A 16,872-nucleotide genomic window follows, 5' to 3' on the forward strand; every position below is an offset into this window, starting at 1 on the left:
TCCCGGCCCTTAGGCGGTTTCGATGGCGTGGAAGACCAGCGCCGCGGAATAGACGTTGGGCAGCGACTGGATGGTGTTGAGCAGGGTGCCAAGGCTGCCGGCGTCCGGCGCCTCAGTGACGACGACGAGCTTGCCGCGCGCATCGCGGCCATGGATCTCGCAGCCGGGCAGCGCGGCGATCTCAGCTTCGAGTTCGGCGAGGCGCTCGGGCCTTGCCTGCACGATGATGCTGGCGATCTCGCAGCCTGGCGGAGAGATGACGCGCTCGGCGCTGAGCACCCGGCCGGTGATCAATGCGCGGCGGTTCAGTGAAGCTTGGGCCATGATGCCTGTCTTTCGCTTGGAGGAGATCAATGCGGGGAGGGCGGCGGGCCGGGAGGACCGGCAAACATCTGGTAGATCCAGACGCCGAGCCCATAGGAGCCGACTGTTCCGACCGCGAGGACGGGCATCACGATCGCGGTCAGGAACAGGAAAGCGAAAATCTCCATGCGCTTGCGGCGCACGCGCGAAGTCGTGTCGTCAGGGGCCGACATATTCGGTCTCTTCGGGATGGTATGGGAAGCGGGACGGCATCCGGGCCGTTGCCTTGCAGCCCTTTTGCTGCAATCGGCCCGCGGTGGCGTTGATCTGGATCAACCTGTCGACTTGCGCGGATGTCGCAGCGGCGGCGCCGAGGCGGGTATGCGTCGCCATGCCAGGCTCGGGATCAGTCTCCCGCGCGGCGGAATTGCTGCTCCGTAGACAGCTCCGCCTCACACCTTAAGATGAGCTCAACAAAAATAAGCGGGAGAGCGACGCCATGAAGTTCGGCATCTTCTACGAGCTGCAGCTGCCGCGGCCCTGGGTGGCGGGCGACGAGCTCAGGCTCTACCAGAACGCGCTCTCGCAGATGGAACTCGCCGACAAGCTCGGCTACGACCATGCCTGGGTGGTCGAGCATCATTTCCTCGAGGAATATTCGCACTCGCCGTCACCGGAATCCTTCCTCGCCGCCGCAAGCCAGCGCACCAGGAACATCCGCCTCGGGCACGGCATCCTGCAGCTCACCACCAATCACCCGGCGCGCGTTGCCGAGCGTGTCGCGGTGCTCGATCTGCTCTCGAACGGCCGCTGCGAGTTCGGCATGGGCGAGAGCGCCTCGATCACCGAGCTCACCCCGTTCGGCCGCGACATGGAGACCAAGAAGGAAGTGTTTGAGGAAGCCGTTGCCGCGATCTTCCCGATGTTCAAGGACGTGGGCAGCGAGCATCACGGCAAGTATTTCGATATCCCCTTGCGCAACGTCGTGCCAAAGCCGGTGCAGAAGCCGCATCCGCCGTTGTGGATGGCGTGCTCGCAACTACCGACCATCGAGCGTGCCGGCCGCCATGGTTTTGGCGCGCTCGGCTTCCAGTTCGTCAGCGCCGACGCGGCCCATGCCTGGGTGCACGCCTATTACAACGCGATGACCAAGCGGCTGCATAAACTGGCGGACTACCAGATCAACCCGAACATGGCGTTGGTGTCGTTCTTCATGTGCGCCAAGACCGACGAGGAGGCGCGCGCCCGCGCCGACGGCGCCACCTTCTTCCAGTTCGCGCTGCGCTTCTACGGCGCCTCGCAGAACCGCCAGCGGCCCGCGCCCTACACCGTCAACATGTGGGACGAGTACAACAAGTGGAAGCGCGACAATCCCGAGGCACAGGAAGCGGCCTTGCGGGGCGGCCTGATCGGCTCGCCCGAGACCATCCGCAAGAAGCTGAAGCGCTTCCAGTCCTCGCATATCGACCAGGTCATCCTGCTCAACCAGGCCGGCAAGAACAGCCACGAGCACATCTGCGAATCGCTCGAGCTGTTCGGCCGCGAGGTGATGCCTGAGTTCCAGAACGATCCTGCGCAGGAGGCCTGGAAGCAGGGCGTCATGAGCGGCGAGATCAAGCTGGAGGAGATCGACACCGAGGCGTTTACGGACCGCTACGGCAAGCTGGCGATCAACGTCGCACCGGCGAATGCTGCCGGGTAGGGGGCTCTGTTGCCAAAACACCGGATCTATACAACCAGCTTCGCGAGCGTTTACCCACTCTACGTTGCGAAAGCGGAGAAGAAAGGGCGTTCGAAGGCTGAGGTCGATCAGATCATCTCATGGTTGACGGGCTATGGTCAGAAAGAGCTGCAAATCCAATTGGAAAAACAAACGGACTTCGAAGCCTTCTTTGCGGAGGCCCCGCAATCAACCCTTCGCGCGCCCTCATCAAGGGTGTGGTGTGCGGCGTTCGGGTGGAGGACATCAAGGAGCCCACGATGCGGGAAATCCGCTACTTGGATAAGTTGATTGACGAACTGGCCCGGGGAAAAACAATGGACCAGATTCTGCGAAGAAAGTGATTTCGAGCAGCCACATCTGTCCATTCGGCTCAGCGACTTCCGCGCAATCTGCTACGCAGAGCCGGCACTTCCAGCGTGCCGCCATTGCTGGTAGACCATGTCAAAAGCGACAGGGAGAAGACGATGCACCCTCGCGGGACACCTACAACTCCAGCGGCTGGTGACATCGCGCCCGCGGTGCTCGCCATCGGCCGCGCCGATTTCCCAAAAATCCTTATCGACACGCTGCGCCGCCACGCCGATGTCGGCCATTGCATGGTGTTCGCACTGTCCCGTGGCGGTGCTGCGACCTGCCTGCTCGATGCCGGCAACATCCCGATCGGCGGCGATCTCGGCGCCGCCTATGCCGGCCAGTTCCACGAATCCGATCCCAACCGCGATGCGCTGTTCGAAGGCGAGGGCACCGCGCCGATCATGCTGCCGGCCTTCGCGCCGCGCATGTACGGCGCGCGCTACCGCAAGATCTTCTTCCACGATTCCGGCATCGTCGACAAATGCGCGACCGCGATCTGGACGGGCGACACCTGCTTCTACGTCAACTTCTATCGCATCACGTCCCAGGGCCGTTTCAGTGCCGCCCAGCGCGAACGGCTCCAGGCGATCGCGCCCGCGATCGGCGCGAGCATCGCGCGTCATTTTCAGGAGAAGCTGGCGCCCGATCTCTCGACACTGTTCGCGACGCGCGCGCCACTCTCGAACCTGACACCGCGCGAGCAGGAGGTCTGCCGCCGCATCCTGCTCGGTTTTAGCTCCGAAGCAATCTCGCAAGGACTCGGCATCAGCCTGCATTCGACCCTGACCTACCGCAAGCGCGCCTATCAGCGGCTCGGCATCTCCTCGCAGAACGAATTGTTCTCGATCGTGCTGCGCCTGCTGGCGGGGCCGCGCGGCCTGAACTGACGAGACTCTAAGCCCGCGATACCTGCTTCCGAGAGCAAAGCGGACACGCAGTCCGCCAGCGAGGGTTGGGGCCTTTTGACCCAAAGGAGACGTCTGGAGGGCCAATGGTGTCTATAGTCATACTGTTCGGGGCAGAAATACAACCGACGGCTCGATCTCGATAAGGAACTCATCCCTGGCGAGGCTCGTCACTCCGATCCAAGTTGTGCACGGTGGATTATCGCCAAACACAGCCTTGAGCGCGCGAGATATGGCGTCACCTTGGTGCAAGTGGGTTTGCCTAATATAAATCCGTAGCGATCCCACATCATCAAGTCTGGCACCAACGGAAGCCAGGGCCGCGCTGAGGTTTTCCAAACTCTTTTCTAATTGGCGTCCAATGTCGCCAGTGCCGACGATGTTTCCATTCGAATCCCACGCGACTTGACCGGAAATGTGTATCGCGTGGCCTAAGGGCGTGGAAGTAACGGCCACTTGGGCAAAACCGAATTTCCGACTGTCAAAAAGCTCGGTTGGAATTTTCAATGACCGGGTCATTACAACTCCCTAGTTGGGTCAGATCACGGCGTTGTAGCCGACAATTCAAACCAGGGCTTGCTCAGGGAGCACTTCCGCCCGGCGTTAACCATCCCCGACGGTTCCAGCCTGAGCGGCATTGCTTCGAAGTTTCTTAAATTTTGCTGGGTACCTCTTCAGGGCATAGTGACCTGGGGAAACAGTATGGGTAAGCGGGCGAAACGTGGAAGGGCCGAGACGCTCGCAATACCCATGGCCGCGAGAGTTGCCATTGGCGCCGTGGCTGTCGCCGCATTGGGCTACGGTTTGCTGTCCGGCCCGGCGAGCGTGCAGCCGGCGCGCAAGCCGTCCGCACAGGAAGCCAAGGCGTCGTCAAGTCCGGTTTACGTGGCACCTCCGGTTCATGCAGCAGCGCCGGCTCCGGCACCGGCTCCGGCACCGGCGCCTCTGATCGAACCACCAAAAGCCGACGCTGATGGTCCCGGAGCATTGGTTCGGCAGGTGGTTGATTACGCCAGCCGCCAGACGCCCGGCACCGTGATCATCGATACCAAGAACACATTCCTCTATTTGGTTCTGAACGACACCCAGGCGTTGCGCTATGGCATCGGTGTCGGCCGCGAAGGTTTCACCTGGTCCGGTGAGCAGACTGTGGCCCGTAAGGCGGAATGGCCGGATTGGCATCCGCCTACGGAGATGGTCTCGCGTCAGCCTTATCTGCCGCGGTTCATGGCAGGTGGCCCCGGCAATCCGCTCGGCGCCCGGGCGATGTATCTGGGCGAGACCGAATATCGCATTCACGGCACCAACAAGCCCGATACGATCGGCAAGCGGGTGTCGTCCGGCTGTATCCGGCTGACCAATGAGGACGTCATGGACCTCTATGAGCGGGTGAAGGTCGGAGCGAAAGTGATCGTGCTTCCGGCAAGCGTTGCCCGCCGCCCATCCCAGGGCACGCCGGCTGACGCCGCGTTCCGGTTGCCGGACCCTGCATCGCCATCGAGGCGGCCCTTGGCAGCCAACGCGCAGATGCTGCCATCCGGAGAGAAGATCGCCGAGGCCCGGTAACTCGATCCGTCCCTATCGCTAGGGACAGACGCCGGCCGCGGAGTTCGCTAGTCTGGCCTCAAGGATACGACAATCCGAGGAGGCCGCTTTGAGCACCGCGCCGCGCATCGACATCGACCCTGCCGCGTTCTGGGCCGATCCCTATCCGATGCTCGCGAAGATGCGGAAAGAGGCGCCGATCGCGTTTGTGCCGCAGCTCGGCTCGACACTGCTGACCAGCCGCGACGACATCTCGATCTCCGAGAAGCAGGTCGACGTGTTCTCCTCGCACCAGCCTGCGGGCCTGATGAACCGGTTGATGGGCCACAACATGATGCGCAAGGACGGCGAAGCGCACCAGGTCGAGCGCCGCGCGATGTTTCCGACGGTGTCGCCGAAGACGGTGAAGGCGCACTGGACCGCGCTGTTCCAGGCGCATGCGGACCGCATCCTCGATGCGATCGAGCCGGGGCGGATCGACTTCATGCGCGATTTCGCGCTGCCGTTCTCCGGCGAATGCCTGAAGTCGATCACTGGCCTCACCAATATCGACTTTGGCGACATGGACGCGTGGTCGCAGGGCATGATCGATGGCATCGCCAACTATGCCGGCGACCCTGAGGTCGAGGCGCGCTGTCACGCCGCGACCTCGGGCATCGATGCCGCGATCGACGACATCCTGCCGGCGATGCGCAAGCATCCCGACCAGAGCATTTTAGGCGTGCTGCTCGCCTCCGGCATGCCGATGGAGAGCGTGCGCGCGAACGTCAAACTCGCGATCTCGGGCGGTCAGAACGAGCCGCGCAAGGCGATCGCCGGCACGGTGTGGGCGCTGCTGACTCATCCCGAGCAGCTCGATCTGGTGCGCAGAGGCGAGGTGACCTGGCTCGAGGCGTTCGAGGAATATGCCCGCTGGATATCGCCGATCGGCATGTCGCCGCGCCGCATCGCCAAGCCGTGGAGCATCCGCGACGTCGCCTTCGAGACGGACGAGCGGGTGTTCCTGATGTTCGGCTCCGCCAATCGCGACGAGAGGCATTTCGAGCGCGCCGATCAGTTCGACGTGCGGCGTGATACGACCAAGAGCGTCGCCTTCGGCGCCGGCCCGCATTTTTGCGCCGGCGCGTGGGCCTCCCGCGCGATGATCGCCGACGTCGCGCTGCCGACCGTGTTCGCGCGGGCCAGGCATCTCGAGATCGCCGCCGACGAGCCGGTGCGGGTGGGCGGCTGGGCGTTTCGCGGGCTGCAGAATCTGCCGGTGAGATGGCTGCAATAAGCCGGTTGGTGCCGCTGCACGCACTTGCGGGATTGCGCGCGCCACTGTCGGTGTCATCGCCCGGCTTGACCGGGCGATCCAGTACGCCGCGCCCGTCGTGTGAAGCACTGACGCCTCTGGAATACTGGATTCCCCGCCCTCGCGGGGAATGACGGCGGAAGTGGTGGAGGCGTTTTGCCGTCCCGCTCCCTGCGCATCTCACATTCGCGTGCGAAAAAAATCCCTCTGCATCATCGTGCGCACTTGAAAGATTAAGCATGCGCACTGCCGCGCGCGCAGTGCGCGCATCGCTATTTTTCTGAACGTCTCGACAGTTTTCCCGGCGCGCACCATCATTCTCGCAACGCAATGGACGTGCGGCCGCGAGGTCGGGAGTTTTTGATGCGACGTCGGGACTTTCTCAAGCAATCTGCTGGAACCGCTGCGCTCGCGGCGTTTTCTGCGCCCGCACTTGCGCAAGGCGCGGTGAAGGAAATTCGTATCGGCTATCAAAAGAACGGCGTGCTGGTCATCACGCGCCAGCAGGCGGCGCTGGAAAAACATTTCGCGACCCTGGGCATCGAGGTGAAATGGGTCGAGTTCTCCTCGGGCCCGCCGATGATGGAAGCGATGAATGTCGGCAGCGTCGATTACGGCGCGGTCGGCGATTCCCCGCCGGTATTCGCGCAGGCCGCAGGCGCCGCGATCGTCTATGCCGCAGGCCAGCCCATCACCAACGGCCAGGGCATTCTGGTGCCGAAGGATTCGCCGATCCGCGGCATCACCGAGCTGAAAGGCAAGCGCATCGGCTTCACCAAGGGCTCCAGCGCGCACAACATCGTGGTGCAGACGCGGGAAAAGGCGGGCCTCACCTACGCCGACATCAGCCCGGTCTATCTGACGCCGCCGGACGCCGGCCCCGCCTTTGCCAATGGCAGCATCGAGGCCTGGGCGATCTGGGATCCGTACTTCGCGATCGGCGAGACCAGGCAGAACGGCCGCATCCTGATCAATGCGCGCGAGGTCACCAAGACCAATTCCTTCTACATCGCCAACCGCGACTTCGCGAAGAACCACGGCGCGATCCTGCAGCAGATCGTCGACGTCACCACCGCGACCGCGAGATGGGCCGAGCAGCATCGCGACGAGGTCGCGAAGTCTCTCGCCGCGGTGACCGGCATTCCGCTGGAGATCCAGACGATCGCGGCGAACCGGTCGTCCTTCGTCGTCGGCCCCGTCACCGACGACATCGTCGCGACCCAGCAGGGCGTCGCCGATCGCTTCTACAAGCTCGGCCTGATCCCCAAGCCGATCGCGATCCGCGACATCGTCTGGCGCAATCCGGCAGCCTGATCGTGCCGACCAGCCTTCCCACACACAGGGGTTTGAACATGAGGCGTATCATCCAGCGTCTGATCGCGGCCGTCGTGCTGTCGATCGGCATCGTCGCCGCCGCGGTCGGCACGTCCTATGGTCAGGACAAGGTGGTCCGCATCGGCTACCAGAAATACGGCAAGCTGGTGCTGCTCAAGAGCAAGGGCACGCTGGAGCCGAAGCTGGCGGCCGACGGCTACAAGGTGGTGTGGACCGAATTCCCCTCCGGACCGCCGCTACTCGAAGCGCTCAATGTCGGCGCGATCGATTTCGGCAACACCGGTGAAGCCCCGCCGATCTTCGCGCAGGCCGCTGGCGCGCCGATCCAGTATGTCGCCTATGAGCCACCGGCGCCGAAGGGCGAGGCGATCCTGGTGCCGAAGGACAGCCCGCTGAAATCGGTCGCTGAGCTCAAGGGCAAGAAGGTTGCGCTCAACAAGGGCTCCAACGTCCACTATCTCCTGGTCAAGGCGCTGGAGAAGGCGGGCGTGAAGTATTCGGAGATCGAGCCGGTCTTCCTCGCGCCCGCCGATGCGCGCGCGGCCTTCGAGCGAGGCGCGGTCGATGCCTGGGTGATCTGGGATCCGTTCCAGGCCGCCGCGGAAGCCGCCATCGGTGCACGCACGCTCTCCGACGGCACCGGCATCGTCGCCAACTACCAGTTCTATTTCTCCTCGAAGAAATTCCTCGACGCCAATCCTGAGATCGTCGACGCCGTGCTCGCCGAGCTCAGCACGGTCGACGACTGGGCCAAAGGCGACATTCATGCGGTGGCCGAGCAGCTTGCTCCGGCGATCGGATTGTCGGTGCCCGTGGTCGAGGTGGCGTTGAAGCGACAGTCCTACGGCATCAAGCCGATCACGGATGCCGTCGTCGCCGACCAGCAGCAGGTGGCCGACGCGTTCTTCGCGCTGGGCCTGATCCCCAAATCCATCAAGATCTCCGACGTCGCTCGGAAGTCAGGATCGTGAGCAAAGTCATGAGCAAGCAACCGAACGCCAACATCCTCTGGTTCCTGCCGACCCACGGCGACGGCCGCTATCTCGGCACGGGCGTCGGCGGCCGCGAGGTCAACTTCAACTATCTGCGCCAGATCGCGCAGGCGGCCGACCAGCTAGGCTATTTCGGCGTACTGTTGCCGACCGGGCGATCTTGCGAGGATTCCTGGATCGTCGCCTCCTCAGTCGCGCCGTTCACCGAACGGTTGCGCTACCTCGTCGCGGTCCGTCCCGGCCTGCAATCGCCTGGTGTCGCCGCGCGCATGACCGCGACGCTCGACCGCGTCACGGGCGGCCGGCTGCTTGTCAACGTCGTCACCGGCGGCGATCCCGTCGAGAACAAGGGCGACGGCATCTTCCTCGGCCATGACGAGCGCTACGAGGTCACCCGCGAGTTCCTTAACGTCTATAGCGACCTGCTCGCCGGCAAGACCGTCAATGTCGAGGGCAAGCACATCCATGTCGAGGGCGGCAAGTTGTTGTTCCCGCCGGTGCAGTCGCCGCGACCGCCGCTCTATTTCGGCGGCTCGTCGGATGCCGGCATCGACGTCGCCGTCGACACCGTCGACAAATATCTCACCTGGGGCGAGCCGCCGGCCCTGGTTGCCGAGAAGATCGCGAAGGTGAGGGAGGTCGCGAGCGCGCGTGGCCGCAAGCTCTCCTTCGGCATCCGCCTCCACGTGATCGTCCGTGAAACCAACGAGGAGGCCTGGCGAGCCGCCAACGATCTGATCAAGCATGTCGACGACGATACCATCGCCAAGGCGCAGAAGAACTTTGCCCGCATGGATTCCGTCGGCCAGCAGCGCATGGCGCAGCTTCACGGCGGCAAGCGCGACAAGCTCGAGATCGCCCCGAACCTCTGGGCCGGCGTCGGCCTCGTGCGCGGCGGTGCCGGTACGGCGCTGGTCGGCGATGCCGAGACCGTCGCGGCCCGCATCAGGGAGTATCAGGACATCGGCATCGATACTTTCATCATGTCGGGCTACCCGCATCTGGAGGAGGCCTATCGCTTTGCCGAGCTGGTGTTCCCGCTGCTCTCGCTCGAGCAGCCCTCCAACGTGACCAAGCTGCACTTCAACGGCGGTCCGTTCGGCGAGACGGTTGGCAGCGACTTCCGTCCGCAGCACAGGGTGTCGCAGTCATGAGCGTGATCGACAGCATTTCACTCCCGCGCAGCCTGCGTTTGCCGCGGATCGACGGCCTGATCCAGTGGATCGTGCCGCTCGCGATCATCGCGCTCTGGCAGGCCGCCAGCGTCACCGGCTTCGTCCCGACGCGGGTGCTGCCGGCCCCGAGCGACGTCCTGCTCGCCGGCTGGAAGCTACTGCTCTCCGGCGAGCTCGTCCGCAACATCTGGGTTTCGTTCTGGCGCGCTTCGATCGGTTTCCTGATCGGTGGCAGCATCGGCTTCGCGTTCGGGCTTGCCAACGGCCTGTCGCAGCTTTCGGCAAAACTCACCGACACCACGTTGCAGATGGTGCGCAACGTGCCACATCTGGCGCTGATCCCGCTCGTGATCCTGTGGTTCGGCATCGACGAGAGCGCAAAACTGTTCCTGGTGGCGCTGGGCGTGTTCTTCCCGATCTACCTCAACACGCTGCACGGCATCCGCACCGTCGATCCGCAGCTGATCGAGATGGGCCGCATCTACGGCATGACCGACGGCGAATTGTTCCGCCGCGTGATCTTCCCGGGCGCGCTGCCGTCGATCTTCGTCGGCATCCGTTTCGCACTCGGCATCATGTGGCTGACCCTGATCGTCGCCGAGACCATCGCGGCGTCCTCAGGGCTAGGTTACATGGCGATGCAGGCGCGCGAGTTCATGCTGATCGACGTCGTCGTGCTCTCAATCCTGATCTACGCCCTGCTCGGCAAGCTCGCCGACAGCGCCTCCCGCGTGCTGGAGCGTTTGACGCTCTCCTGGCACCCCGCCTTCCAGAAAAATTGAGCAGAGATACTGGGAATCACATGCAGACAGCCGTTCGTACGTCCCTTCCCGAGACCGAGCTCGCCAGCCGCGCCAATTTTGCGCCTCACGCCCGAATCGTGCGCGAGGCGCAGAGCAGCGGCCTGCCGCTCAGCATCCGGGGCTTGCGCAAATCCTTCGGTAGCAACGAGGTGCTCCGCGGCATCGATTTGCACATCCCCGCCGGCCAGTTCGTCGCCATCGTGGGAAAAAGCGGTTGCGGCAAGAGCACGCTGCTGCGCTTGATCGCGGGCCTCGACAAGATCGACGCCGGCAGCATCAGCTTTGGTCAGGACATCCAGCCCGAAGACATCCGCGTGATGTTCCAGGAGCCGCGGCTGTTGCCCTGGGCCCGCGTGCTGGGCAATGTCGAGGTCGGTCTCGGTCGAGATCGCGCCTCCACCGATGCGCATGCGCGCGCAGAGAAGGCGCTGACGGAGGTCGGCCTTGCCGACAAGCGCGACCAATGGCCCTCGGTGCTGTCGGGCGGCCAGAAGCAACGCGTCGCGCTCGGCCGCGCGTTGGTCTCCCGTCCCCGCGTGCTGGCCTTCGACGAGCCGCTCGGGGCGCTGGATGCGCTGACCCGGATCTCGATGCAGCGCCTTTTGGAGCGCGTCTGGCGCGATCAGGGTTTTACCGCGATTTTGGTGACCCATGACGTCGCCGAAGCCGTGGCGCTGGCGGACCGGGTGCTGGTGATCGAAGAGGGCCGCATCGCCCATGATGTCGTGATTCACGCAGGCCGGCCGCGCCAGCGCAGCTCGGCCGAGCTTGCGGGTCTGGAAGGCTCGATCCTGAGCCACCTGTTGTCAGCGGACGATCGTACCTAAATACAAGGGAACCCCACCTCGGGGACCATGCCATGAATGTAGTGCCCCGCGATCTCATGACTGAAATCCCCGTCTCGCCCGCCGATTTCCGCGGCGCCATGCGCCATCTCACCGGCGGCGTCAGCGTCATCACGGCCGGGCGGGGCAAGGACGTCACCGGCATGACGGTGACCTCGGTCACCTCGCTGTCGGTCGAGCCGCCGACGCTGCTGGTCAGCATCAACCGCGATGCCTCCTCGTTCCCGCTGATCCGGCGGCACAGCGCCTTCGGCGTGAACATCCTCAATGCCGACCAGCTCGATGTCGCCGAACGCTTTGCCGGCAAGGGCGGGCTGAAGGGCGCTGACCGTTTCAAAGGCGCCAAATGGGTGACGGCGGTCTCGGGCGTTCCGCTCTTGGTCGGCGCGCTGTCGGCCTTCGATTGCGAGGTCGAGGAGATCGTGGAGCGGCATTCGCACGGCATCGTCATCGGCCGTGTCAGGGGCATCAGGAGCTCGACGCGGACTGCGGCGCTGGCCTATTGGCACGGCCAGTACGTGGCGGTCGACCAGGATGAGGACGCCGCGAGGCTTGCGGAAGTGAGCGTTCCCGCGCACGGCCGGCGCGGCCTTTGATCGCGCGGGCAGGCGGGCCGGAAGGCTGGCCTTTTCCCCCTCATCGCTCTAGAAGCGCCTGAGCCTCCCGCCGGGACGGCAATGGAGCGGATCGATGAAGCGCGTCGCGACCTTCGCGTTCTATGCCTTCGGCGCGCTGGCGATCGCCTATCTCGCGCTCTACGCCTACGCGATGTTCTCCGGCCAGCCCGTGATCATCCCCGGCGATCCCATCCACATCTTCCGCAAGCCGGACGCGCCGAGTTATTCGTAGGCGAATGCGCGCGGTCCCGTAGGGTGGGCAAAGCGAAGCGTGCCCACGATTTCCATCCAGCGCAGGCAAATCGTGGGCACGGCGCAAGTGCGCCTTTGCCCACCCTACGGCACCTCCCATCATCCCCGCAAAATCGCCAGCGCCAGCGTTTGCGCGCGCGGCACGATGCTGTCGATATCGAGATACTCCTCCGGCGTGTGCGCGAGCCCGCCGACCGGGCCGAGGCCGCAGATGGTCGGTGTGCCGACCGCGGCGGTGAAGCCGGAATCGGCGCAGCCGCCGGAGAACTCCCCCTGCAGCGTGGTGAGGCCGACCTGCTTTGCTGCGGCCTGATAGCTTTCGAACAGCGCCTTTGAATCCGCGCTCTGCACCACCGGCACGAACTCGCCCTTGATCGTCAGCGTCGCACGCGTGCCCGGCACGAAAGATTTCGCGACGATGGTCTCGATCGCGTCCATCACCCGCGCACGATCCGCCGGATCGACATAGCGCAGATCGATCTGGCCCTCGGCGTAGGGCGCCGTGGTGTTGACGGACTGCCCGCCCGAGACCAGGCCGACATTGAGCGTGATGCCCTTGTCGAGATCGGTCAGCGCATGGATCTGCACGATCTTGTGCGCGAGCTCGCCGATCGCGCTGACGCCGGCGGCAAAATTGGCGCCGGAATGCGCGGCCTTGCCGGTGATGGCGAGATGCATGAAGATGCCGCCCTTGCGCCCCGTGACGATGTTGCCGGTGGGGCGGCCCGGCTCGGAATTGAACACGGCGCGGGCGGTGCGGCCCTCGCGCTCGATCACGGGCCGCGAGGAGGGCGAGCCGATCTCCTCGTCCGAGGTGATCAGCAGCTTGATCGGGTGCGGGTTGCCGCCGAATTTGTGGAAAGCGGTGGCCACGAAGATGTTCATCACGACGCCGGACTTCATGTCGGCGACGCCAGGCCCATAGGCGCGGCCGTCCCTGATCGTGAACGGGCGCCGCTCTGCCTCGCCCTTGCCGAACACGGTGTCGCGATGCCCCATCAACAGCACCGGCTTCTCGTTGCTGCCGGGTTTTGCGACGTCGGCATGGATGGCGTCGCCGAACGTGGCATTGGCCTCGCGCCGAAACGGAATGCCATGCTCGGCAAAATGCCGCTCGAACCGCGCACCGACCGCATCGACGCCTTCCTTGTCATAGGATCCGGAATCGATGTTCACGACATCGCGCAGCAGATCGATCATCGCCTGCTGCTGCGATGCCAGCCAATCCGTGATTTGAGCTTGAGACATGTGGTTCCTCGCGTGTTCTCACGCGGGGTTATAGGACCTTGTGCAGGGGCGGCCTAGTCGCTGGATGCGGTGCGGCCATGTGTTCGGTTCGGTAGCTCCCGTAGCCCGGATGAGCGAAGCGATATCCGGGGAAGCGGGCGAGCCGTCCCGCATGTCGCTTCGCTCATGCGGGCTGTGGCGTTCAAAGAGGCAGGACTACCGGCTCGGCTCGGCCTTCGCCTCGGCACCGCGAAGCTGCGTCGCGACGACCAGGGCACCTATCTTTCGGCCCATGTCCTTGCCGACCTCGGTCGAGAACCGGTAGTGGAAGCCGGCGTAGATGCGGGCATTGGCGACTTCCTCGCTGTAGTCCTGCAGCCGCGACCATTTGCGTGTGACCCCCGGTGCCGTCGGGCTTGTCAGGGAGAACTCGCCGAAATCTCCGACGACAGTCTGGAGCACGGTCGAAATCGCGGCCGAGACGATGCAGTGCGCGCAGGGATATTCCGGATGCATCGGCGTGTCCCCGAGCGGCAGCCAGGACGGATCGCGAGGTGTCGCGGCATTCGAGGTTAGATCGGCGTTGCGTATGGCCGTGATCGGACGCCAGAAATTGTAGTGATACTTGGCCTCGAACACGGCGACGATGGCATCGTTGCCGGTCATCGACGTCAACGCGAACAGGCGGGCGCAGTCGACGAGGTCCATTCCCTTGGCCAATGCCGCCTGCCTGACGATGGGATTGTAGGTGCGGGCGCCGACGAAGAACCAGAAGCGGCCGATCGTCGTTTGCTCAGGCGTCCGGGTCGGGCTGCCGCGGCCGCCGACCTCGCGGATTTCGTTGACGTCCTTGGTCCAGACCTCTGAATCGAGCGCCGGTGGCGGTCCGGGACGGAATTGCGATCCCGACGCCATGACCCAGGGCGTCGTCGCGCCCGTGGTCTGGAACAACGGAACGGCGGTTGGAGCATAGACGCCCGTTGTGGTGAGGGGGCGGTAGGACTCCGGAGCGTTACTGCCGTCGTTGGCGCGAAGCTGGATGATCTGCACCGCGGCGTCCTTCCCGAGCGCGATGCCGGCGATCTTGGACTCGCCCTCGGCAATCGGCGCCAGAGAGCTCGTCAGCGCCGAATCCAGATCGGGTTTGATATCCGGATAGATCGACAACAGCACATCGTGAGCCGCAGCCGCCGCCGCGGCTTCCCGCGAGGTCGAACGCTCCGCGGACAACGCGAGCTTGTAGGGCGCGTAGCGGCGGTCGATCGCGTTGACGGCCTCGAACATCGCAACGTGCATCATGGACAAGGCGCGGCTGTGGGGCGCGGGAAGAATTTGTTTCTCGGCGGCGATCGCGTCGGCCTTTGCATTCCAGTCCATGATCACGTCGGCGCGTGCGAGCGGCGCCGTGGCTGCGATCAGCGTTGCAATCAGCGATAAGCGGGAAATCGTCCACGAAGTGCATTTCATGGCGTGCCCTTTCAGTTGAAGGAGGTTCGCAAAACGCGGATGCGGCCCCTCGCCGGCATCCTGGCAAGCGGCCCCGGGACTCTAGCGATGTCGCGGCGTGGTGATTGTGAACTGCTTCACGCGCCGTACCTCCCGGCGTCGTCCGGCCCCCTACGCCCTTGCGCACGAGGCCGGGACGGCGCCAGCATAGCACCAACCCTTACTCCGCAAAGGAAATGCCCGGGACTGGCCCGGGCATCGCATCCTCAATCTTGTCAGAAGCCCTTACGCTCCCATCATCGGCATCCGCGGATATTCGCCCGGCGTTCCCGCCGGGGTGATCGGGATGCCGCCGTCGGAATATTCGTTGAGCTTGTTGCGCAGCGTGCGGATCGAGATGCCCAGGATGTTGGCGGCGTGGGTCCGGTTGCCGAGGCAGTGCTTCAGCGTCTCCAGGATCAGGTCGCGCTCGACGTCCGCAACCGTGCGGCCGACCAGCGCGCGCGTCACCTGCTCGGCGGCCATCGTGGCGTGCGCCACCGCCGGCGCGGTCTTGGCGAGGTCGAGGCGGTCGCCGTCCGGGGTGATGATGGCATCGGGGCCGATCTCGTCGCCCTGCGCCATCAGCACCGCGCGGTGCATGGTGTTCTCGAGCTCGCGGACGTTGCCCTGCCAGCGGTTGCTGGAAAGCACGCGGCGCGCGTCCGCCGAAATCGGGCGCATCGGTACGCCGTTGGCCTCGGCATATTTCTTCACGAAATGCTGGGCGAGCTCCAGAATGTCGGCGGGGCGCTCGCGCAGCGGCGGGATCTTCAGGTTCACGACGTTGAGGCGGAACAGGAGGTCCTCGCGGAACGTGCCTTCGCGCACCGCTTCCGCGAGGTTGCGGTTCGAGGTCGCGATGATGCGGATGTCGACCGGCACGGGCTTGGTGCCGCCGACGCGGTCGATCACGCGCTCCTGGATGGCGCGCAGGAGCTTGGATTGCAGGCGGACGTCCATCTCGGAGATTTCGTCGAGCAGCAGCGTGCCGCCGGTCGCCTCCTCGAACTTGCCGATGCGACGCGCGACCGCGCCGGTGAAGGCGCCCTTCTCGTGGCCGAACAGCTCGGATTCCAGGAGATGCTCGGGAATGGCGGCGCAGTTGATCGAGATGAAGGGGCGCTTGGCGCGGGCCGAGCGGGTGTGGACGTAGCGGGCCAGCACTTCCTTGCCCGTTCCGGATTCGCCGGTGACCATCACCGATGCGTCGGAGCCGGCGATCTGCTGCGCCAGCTTGATCACCTTCGCCATCGCCTCGTCGCGATAGACCAGCTCGCGGGAATCGTTGGCGACCGCGGCCAGCACCGCGGCGATCAGCTCCGGCTCCGGCGGCAGCGGGATGTATTCCTTGGCGCCGGCGTGGATCGCGGCGACCGCGGCGCGGGCGTCGTTGGTGATGCCGCAGGCGACGATCGGGGCATGGATGTGCTCGGCCTCGAGCCGCATCACGAGGTCGCGGATGTCGAGGGCGACGTCGACCAGCAGGAGGTCGGCGCCCTTGCCGCCGCGCAGCACGCGCATGGCCTGCTCGTGATCCTCGGCATGGGTCACGGTGGCGCCGTTGTCCATCGCGATCTTGGTGGCGGTGGTGAGCTGGCCCTTCAATGTGCCAACGATGAGAAGCCGCATGTCAGTCTCCTGTCCGTCTGGTCGCGCGCGCTATCAGCTGCGTTCGGTCTTGATGATTTCGGTCATGGTCACGCCGAGCTTGTCCTCGACCAGGACGACTTCGCCGCGGGCTACCAGCTTGTTGTTGACGTAGATGTCGATGGCCTCGCCGACGCGGCGGTCGAGCTCGAGCACGGTGCCGGGTCCGAGCTTCAGGAGCTCGCTGACGTCCATCTTCGAGCGGCCGAGCACGGCCGAGACCTGCACGGGAACGTCGAACACCGCTTCGAGATCAGCGGCGGCACGTGCCGCGTATTCGTCCTCGTTGTAGCCGACGTCCGTGCCGGTGGGCGGCATCGGGCCGTTGAGATCGGGCAGCGGGACCTGTCCGTCGGTGTCGCTCATG

General features: G+C 64.7%; 19 protein-coding genes and 1 pseudogene. 12 read left to right on the forward strand and 8 right to left on the reverse strand.

Translation table 11 applies throughout. From position 1 onward, the window contains the following. Positions 1-9 precede the first annotated feature (9 nt). From RAD10_RS07865 to RAD10_RS07875, 3 genes are read right to left on the reverse strand one after another with little or no spacing between them, the layout of a single operon-like run. On the reverse strand, positions 10-324 hold the full coding sequence (locus RAD10_RS07865; RefSeq protein WP_104462621.1) for a chaperone NapD: 315 nt from the start codon (positions 322-324) through the stop codon (positions 10-12). Positions 325-350: 26 nt separating this feature from the next. After that, positions 351-536: a periplasmic nitrate reductase, NapE protein gene (napE, locus tag RAD10_RS07870; RefSeq protein ID WP_018318384.1), complete on the reverse strand. Its 186-nt coding sequence runs from the start codon at positions 534-536 to the stop codon at positions 351-353. Further along, on the reverse strand, positions 523-696 hold the full coding sequence (locus tag RAD10_RS07875; protein ID WP_161499988.1) for a hypothetical protein: 174 nt from the start codon (positions 694-696) through the stop codon (positions 523-525). Before RAD10_RS07875 ends, napE begins: the two co-directional genes overlap by 14 nt. Positions 697-802: 106 nt before the next feature. Between RAD10_RS07875 and RAD10_RS07880 the strand changes: the two genes are divergently transcribed. The 3 genes and pseudogenes from RAD10_RS07880 to RAD10_RS07890 all read left to right on the forward strand — a co-directional run bounded on the left by RAD10_RS07880 (position 803) and on the right by RAD10_RS07890 (position 3,267). Further along, positions 803-2,005 (forward strand): LLM class flavin-dependent oxidoreductase, encoded by a 1,203-nt coding sequence (locus RAD10_RS07880; protein WP_461616972.1) that lies wholly within the window; start codon positions 803-805, stop codon positions 2,003-2,005. 9 nt (positions 2,006-2,014) lie between these two features. After that, positions 2,015-2,346: pseudogene (locus RAD10_RS07885) on the forward strand (DUF2200 domain-containing protein); the annotation flags it as partial. A 144-nt stretch (positions 2,347-2,490) separates the two neighbouring features. Next, a complete protein-coding gene (locus RAD10_RS07890; RefSeq protein ID WP_461616973.1) occupies positions 2,491-3,267 on the forward strand; it encodes a helix-turn-helix transcriptional regulator in 777 nt (258 codons plus the stop codon). A gap of 117 nt (positions 3,268-3,384) precedes the next feature. On the opposite strand, the gene RAD10_RS07895 is transcribed toward RAD10_RS07890, so the two are convergent. Then, positions 3,385-3,804: a RidA family protein gene (locus RAD10_RS07895; protein ID WP_461616974.1), complete on the reverse strand. Its 420-nt coding sequence runs from the start codon at positions 3,802-3,804 to the stop codon at positions 3,385-3,387. Positions 3,805-3,987: 183 nt separating this feature from the next. On the opposite strand from RAD10_RS07895, the gene RAD10_RS07900 reads away from it, so the two are divergent. The 9 genes from RAD10_RS07900 (at position 3,988) to RAD10_RS07940 (ending at position 12,123) form a co-directional block, all read left to right on the forward strand. Continuing rightward, positions 3,988-4,851 carry a L,D-transpeptidase gene (locus RAD10_RS07900; protein ID WP_461616975.1) on the forward strand — a complete coding sequence of 288 codons (864 nt, stop codon included), beginning with the start codon at positions 3,988-3,990 and terminating at the stop codon, positions 4,849-4,851. An 88-nt stretch (positions 4,852-4,939) separates the two neighbouring features. Next, the gene (locus RAD10_RS07905) at positions 4,940-6,106 is read left to right on the forward strand and encodes a cytochrome P450 (RefSeq protein WP_461616976.1); all 1,167 of its coding nucleotides are present in this window, start codon (positions 4,940-4,942) and stop codon (positions 6,104-6,106) included. Positions 6,107-6,487: 381 nt separating this feature from the next. Continuing rightward, positions 6,488-7,438, forward strand: coding sequence for a sulfonate ABC transporter substrate-binding protein (locus RAD10_RS07910; protein WP_461616977.1), 951 nt, complete (start codon positions 6,488-6,490; stop codon positions 7,436-7,438). 38 nt (positions 7,439-7,476) lie between these two features. Continuing rightward, positions 7,477-8,430, forward strand: coding sequence for a sulfonate ABC transporter substrate-binding protein (locus RAD10_RS07915; RefSeq protein WP_461616978.1), 954 nt, complete (start codon positions 7,477-7,479; stop codon positions 8,428-8,430). An 8-nt stretch (positions 8,431-8,438) separates the two neighbouring features. Beyond that, positions 8,439-9,605, forward strand: coding sequence for an FMNH2-dependent alkanesulfonate monooxygenase (ssuD, locus tag RAD10_RS07920; protein ID WP_461616979.1), 1,167 nt, complete (start codon positions 8,439-8,441; stop codon positions 9,603-9,605). Beyond that, positions 9,602-10,408: an aliphatic sulfonate ABC transporter permease SsuC gene (gene ssuC / locus RAD10_RS07925; protein WP_461616980.1), complete on the forward strand. Its 807-nt coding sequence runs from the start codon at positions 9,602-9,604 to the stop codon at positions 10,406-10,408. Before ssuD ends, ssuC begins: the two co-directional genes overlap by 4 nt. 20 nt (positions 10,409-10,428) lie before the next feature. Further along, entirely contained in the window at positions 10,429-11,256 is an 828-nt protein-coding gene (locus tag RAD10_RS07930; protein WP_461616981.1) for an ATP-binding cassette domain-containing protein, read from the forward strand. A gap of 32 nt (positions 11,257-11,288) precedes the next feature. Then, entirely contained in the window at positions 11,289-11,870 is a 582-nt protein-coding gene (locus RAD10_RS07935) for a flavin reductase family protein (protein WP_461616982.1), read from the forward strand. Positions 11,871-11,964: 94 nt separating this feature from the next. Then, positions 11,965-12,123, forward strand: a complete 159-nt coding sequence (locus RAD10_RS07940) for a hypothetical protein (RefSeq protein WP_461616983.1) — start codon at positions 11,965-11,967, stop codon at positions 12,121-12,123. Between the two features lie 119 nt (positions 12,124-12,242). On the opposite strand, the gene RAD10_RS07945 is transcribed toward RAD10_RS07940, so the two are convergent. The 4 genes from RAD10_RS07945 to fliN all read right to left on the reverse strand — a co-directional run bounded on the left by RAD10_RS07945 (position 12,243) and on the right by fliN (position 16,871). After that, on the reverse strand, positions 12,243-13,391 hold the full coding sequence (locus tag RAD10_RS07945; RefSeq protein WP_461616984.1) for a M20 family metallopeptidase: 1,149 nt from the start codon (positions 13,389-13,391) through the stop codon (positions 12,243-12,245). A 195-nt stretch (positions 13,392-13,586) separates the two neighbouring features. After that, on the reverse strand, positions 13,587-14,837 hold the full coding sequence (locus tag RAD10_RS07950; RefSeq protein WP_461616985.1) for a vanadium-dependent haloperoxidase: 1,251 nt from the start codon (positions 14,835-14,837) through the stop codon (positions 13,587-13,589). Between the two features lie 264 nt (positions 14,838-15,101). Further along, positions 15,102-16,487 carry a sigma-54-dependent transcriptional regulator FlbD gene (gene flbD, locus RAD10_RS07955; protein WP_461616986.1) on the reverse strand — a complete coding sequence of 462 codons (1,386 nt, stop codon included), beginning with the start codon at positions 16,485-16,487 and terminating at the stop codon, positions 15,102-15,104. A gap of 33 nt (positions 16,488-16,520) precedes the next feature. After that, on the reverse strand, positions 16,521-16,871 hold the full coding sequence (fliN, locus tag RAD10_RS07960) for a flagellar motor switch protein FliN (RefSeq protein ID WP_018318401.1): 351 nt from the start codon (positions 16,869-16,871) through the stop codon (positions 16,521-16,523). Between the last annotated feature and the right edge of the window lies 1 nt (position 16,872).

This window comes from Bradyrhizobium sp. 23AC, assembly GCF_054863025.1.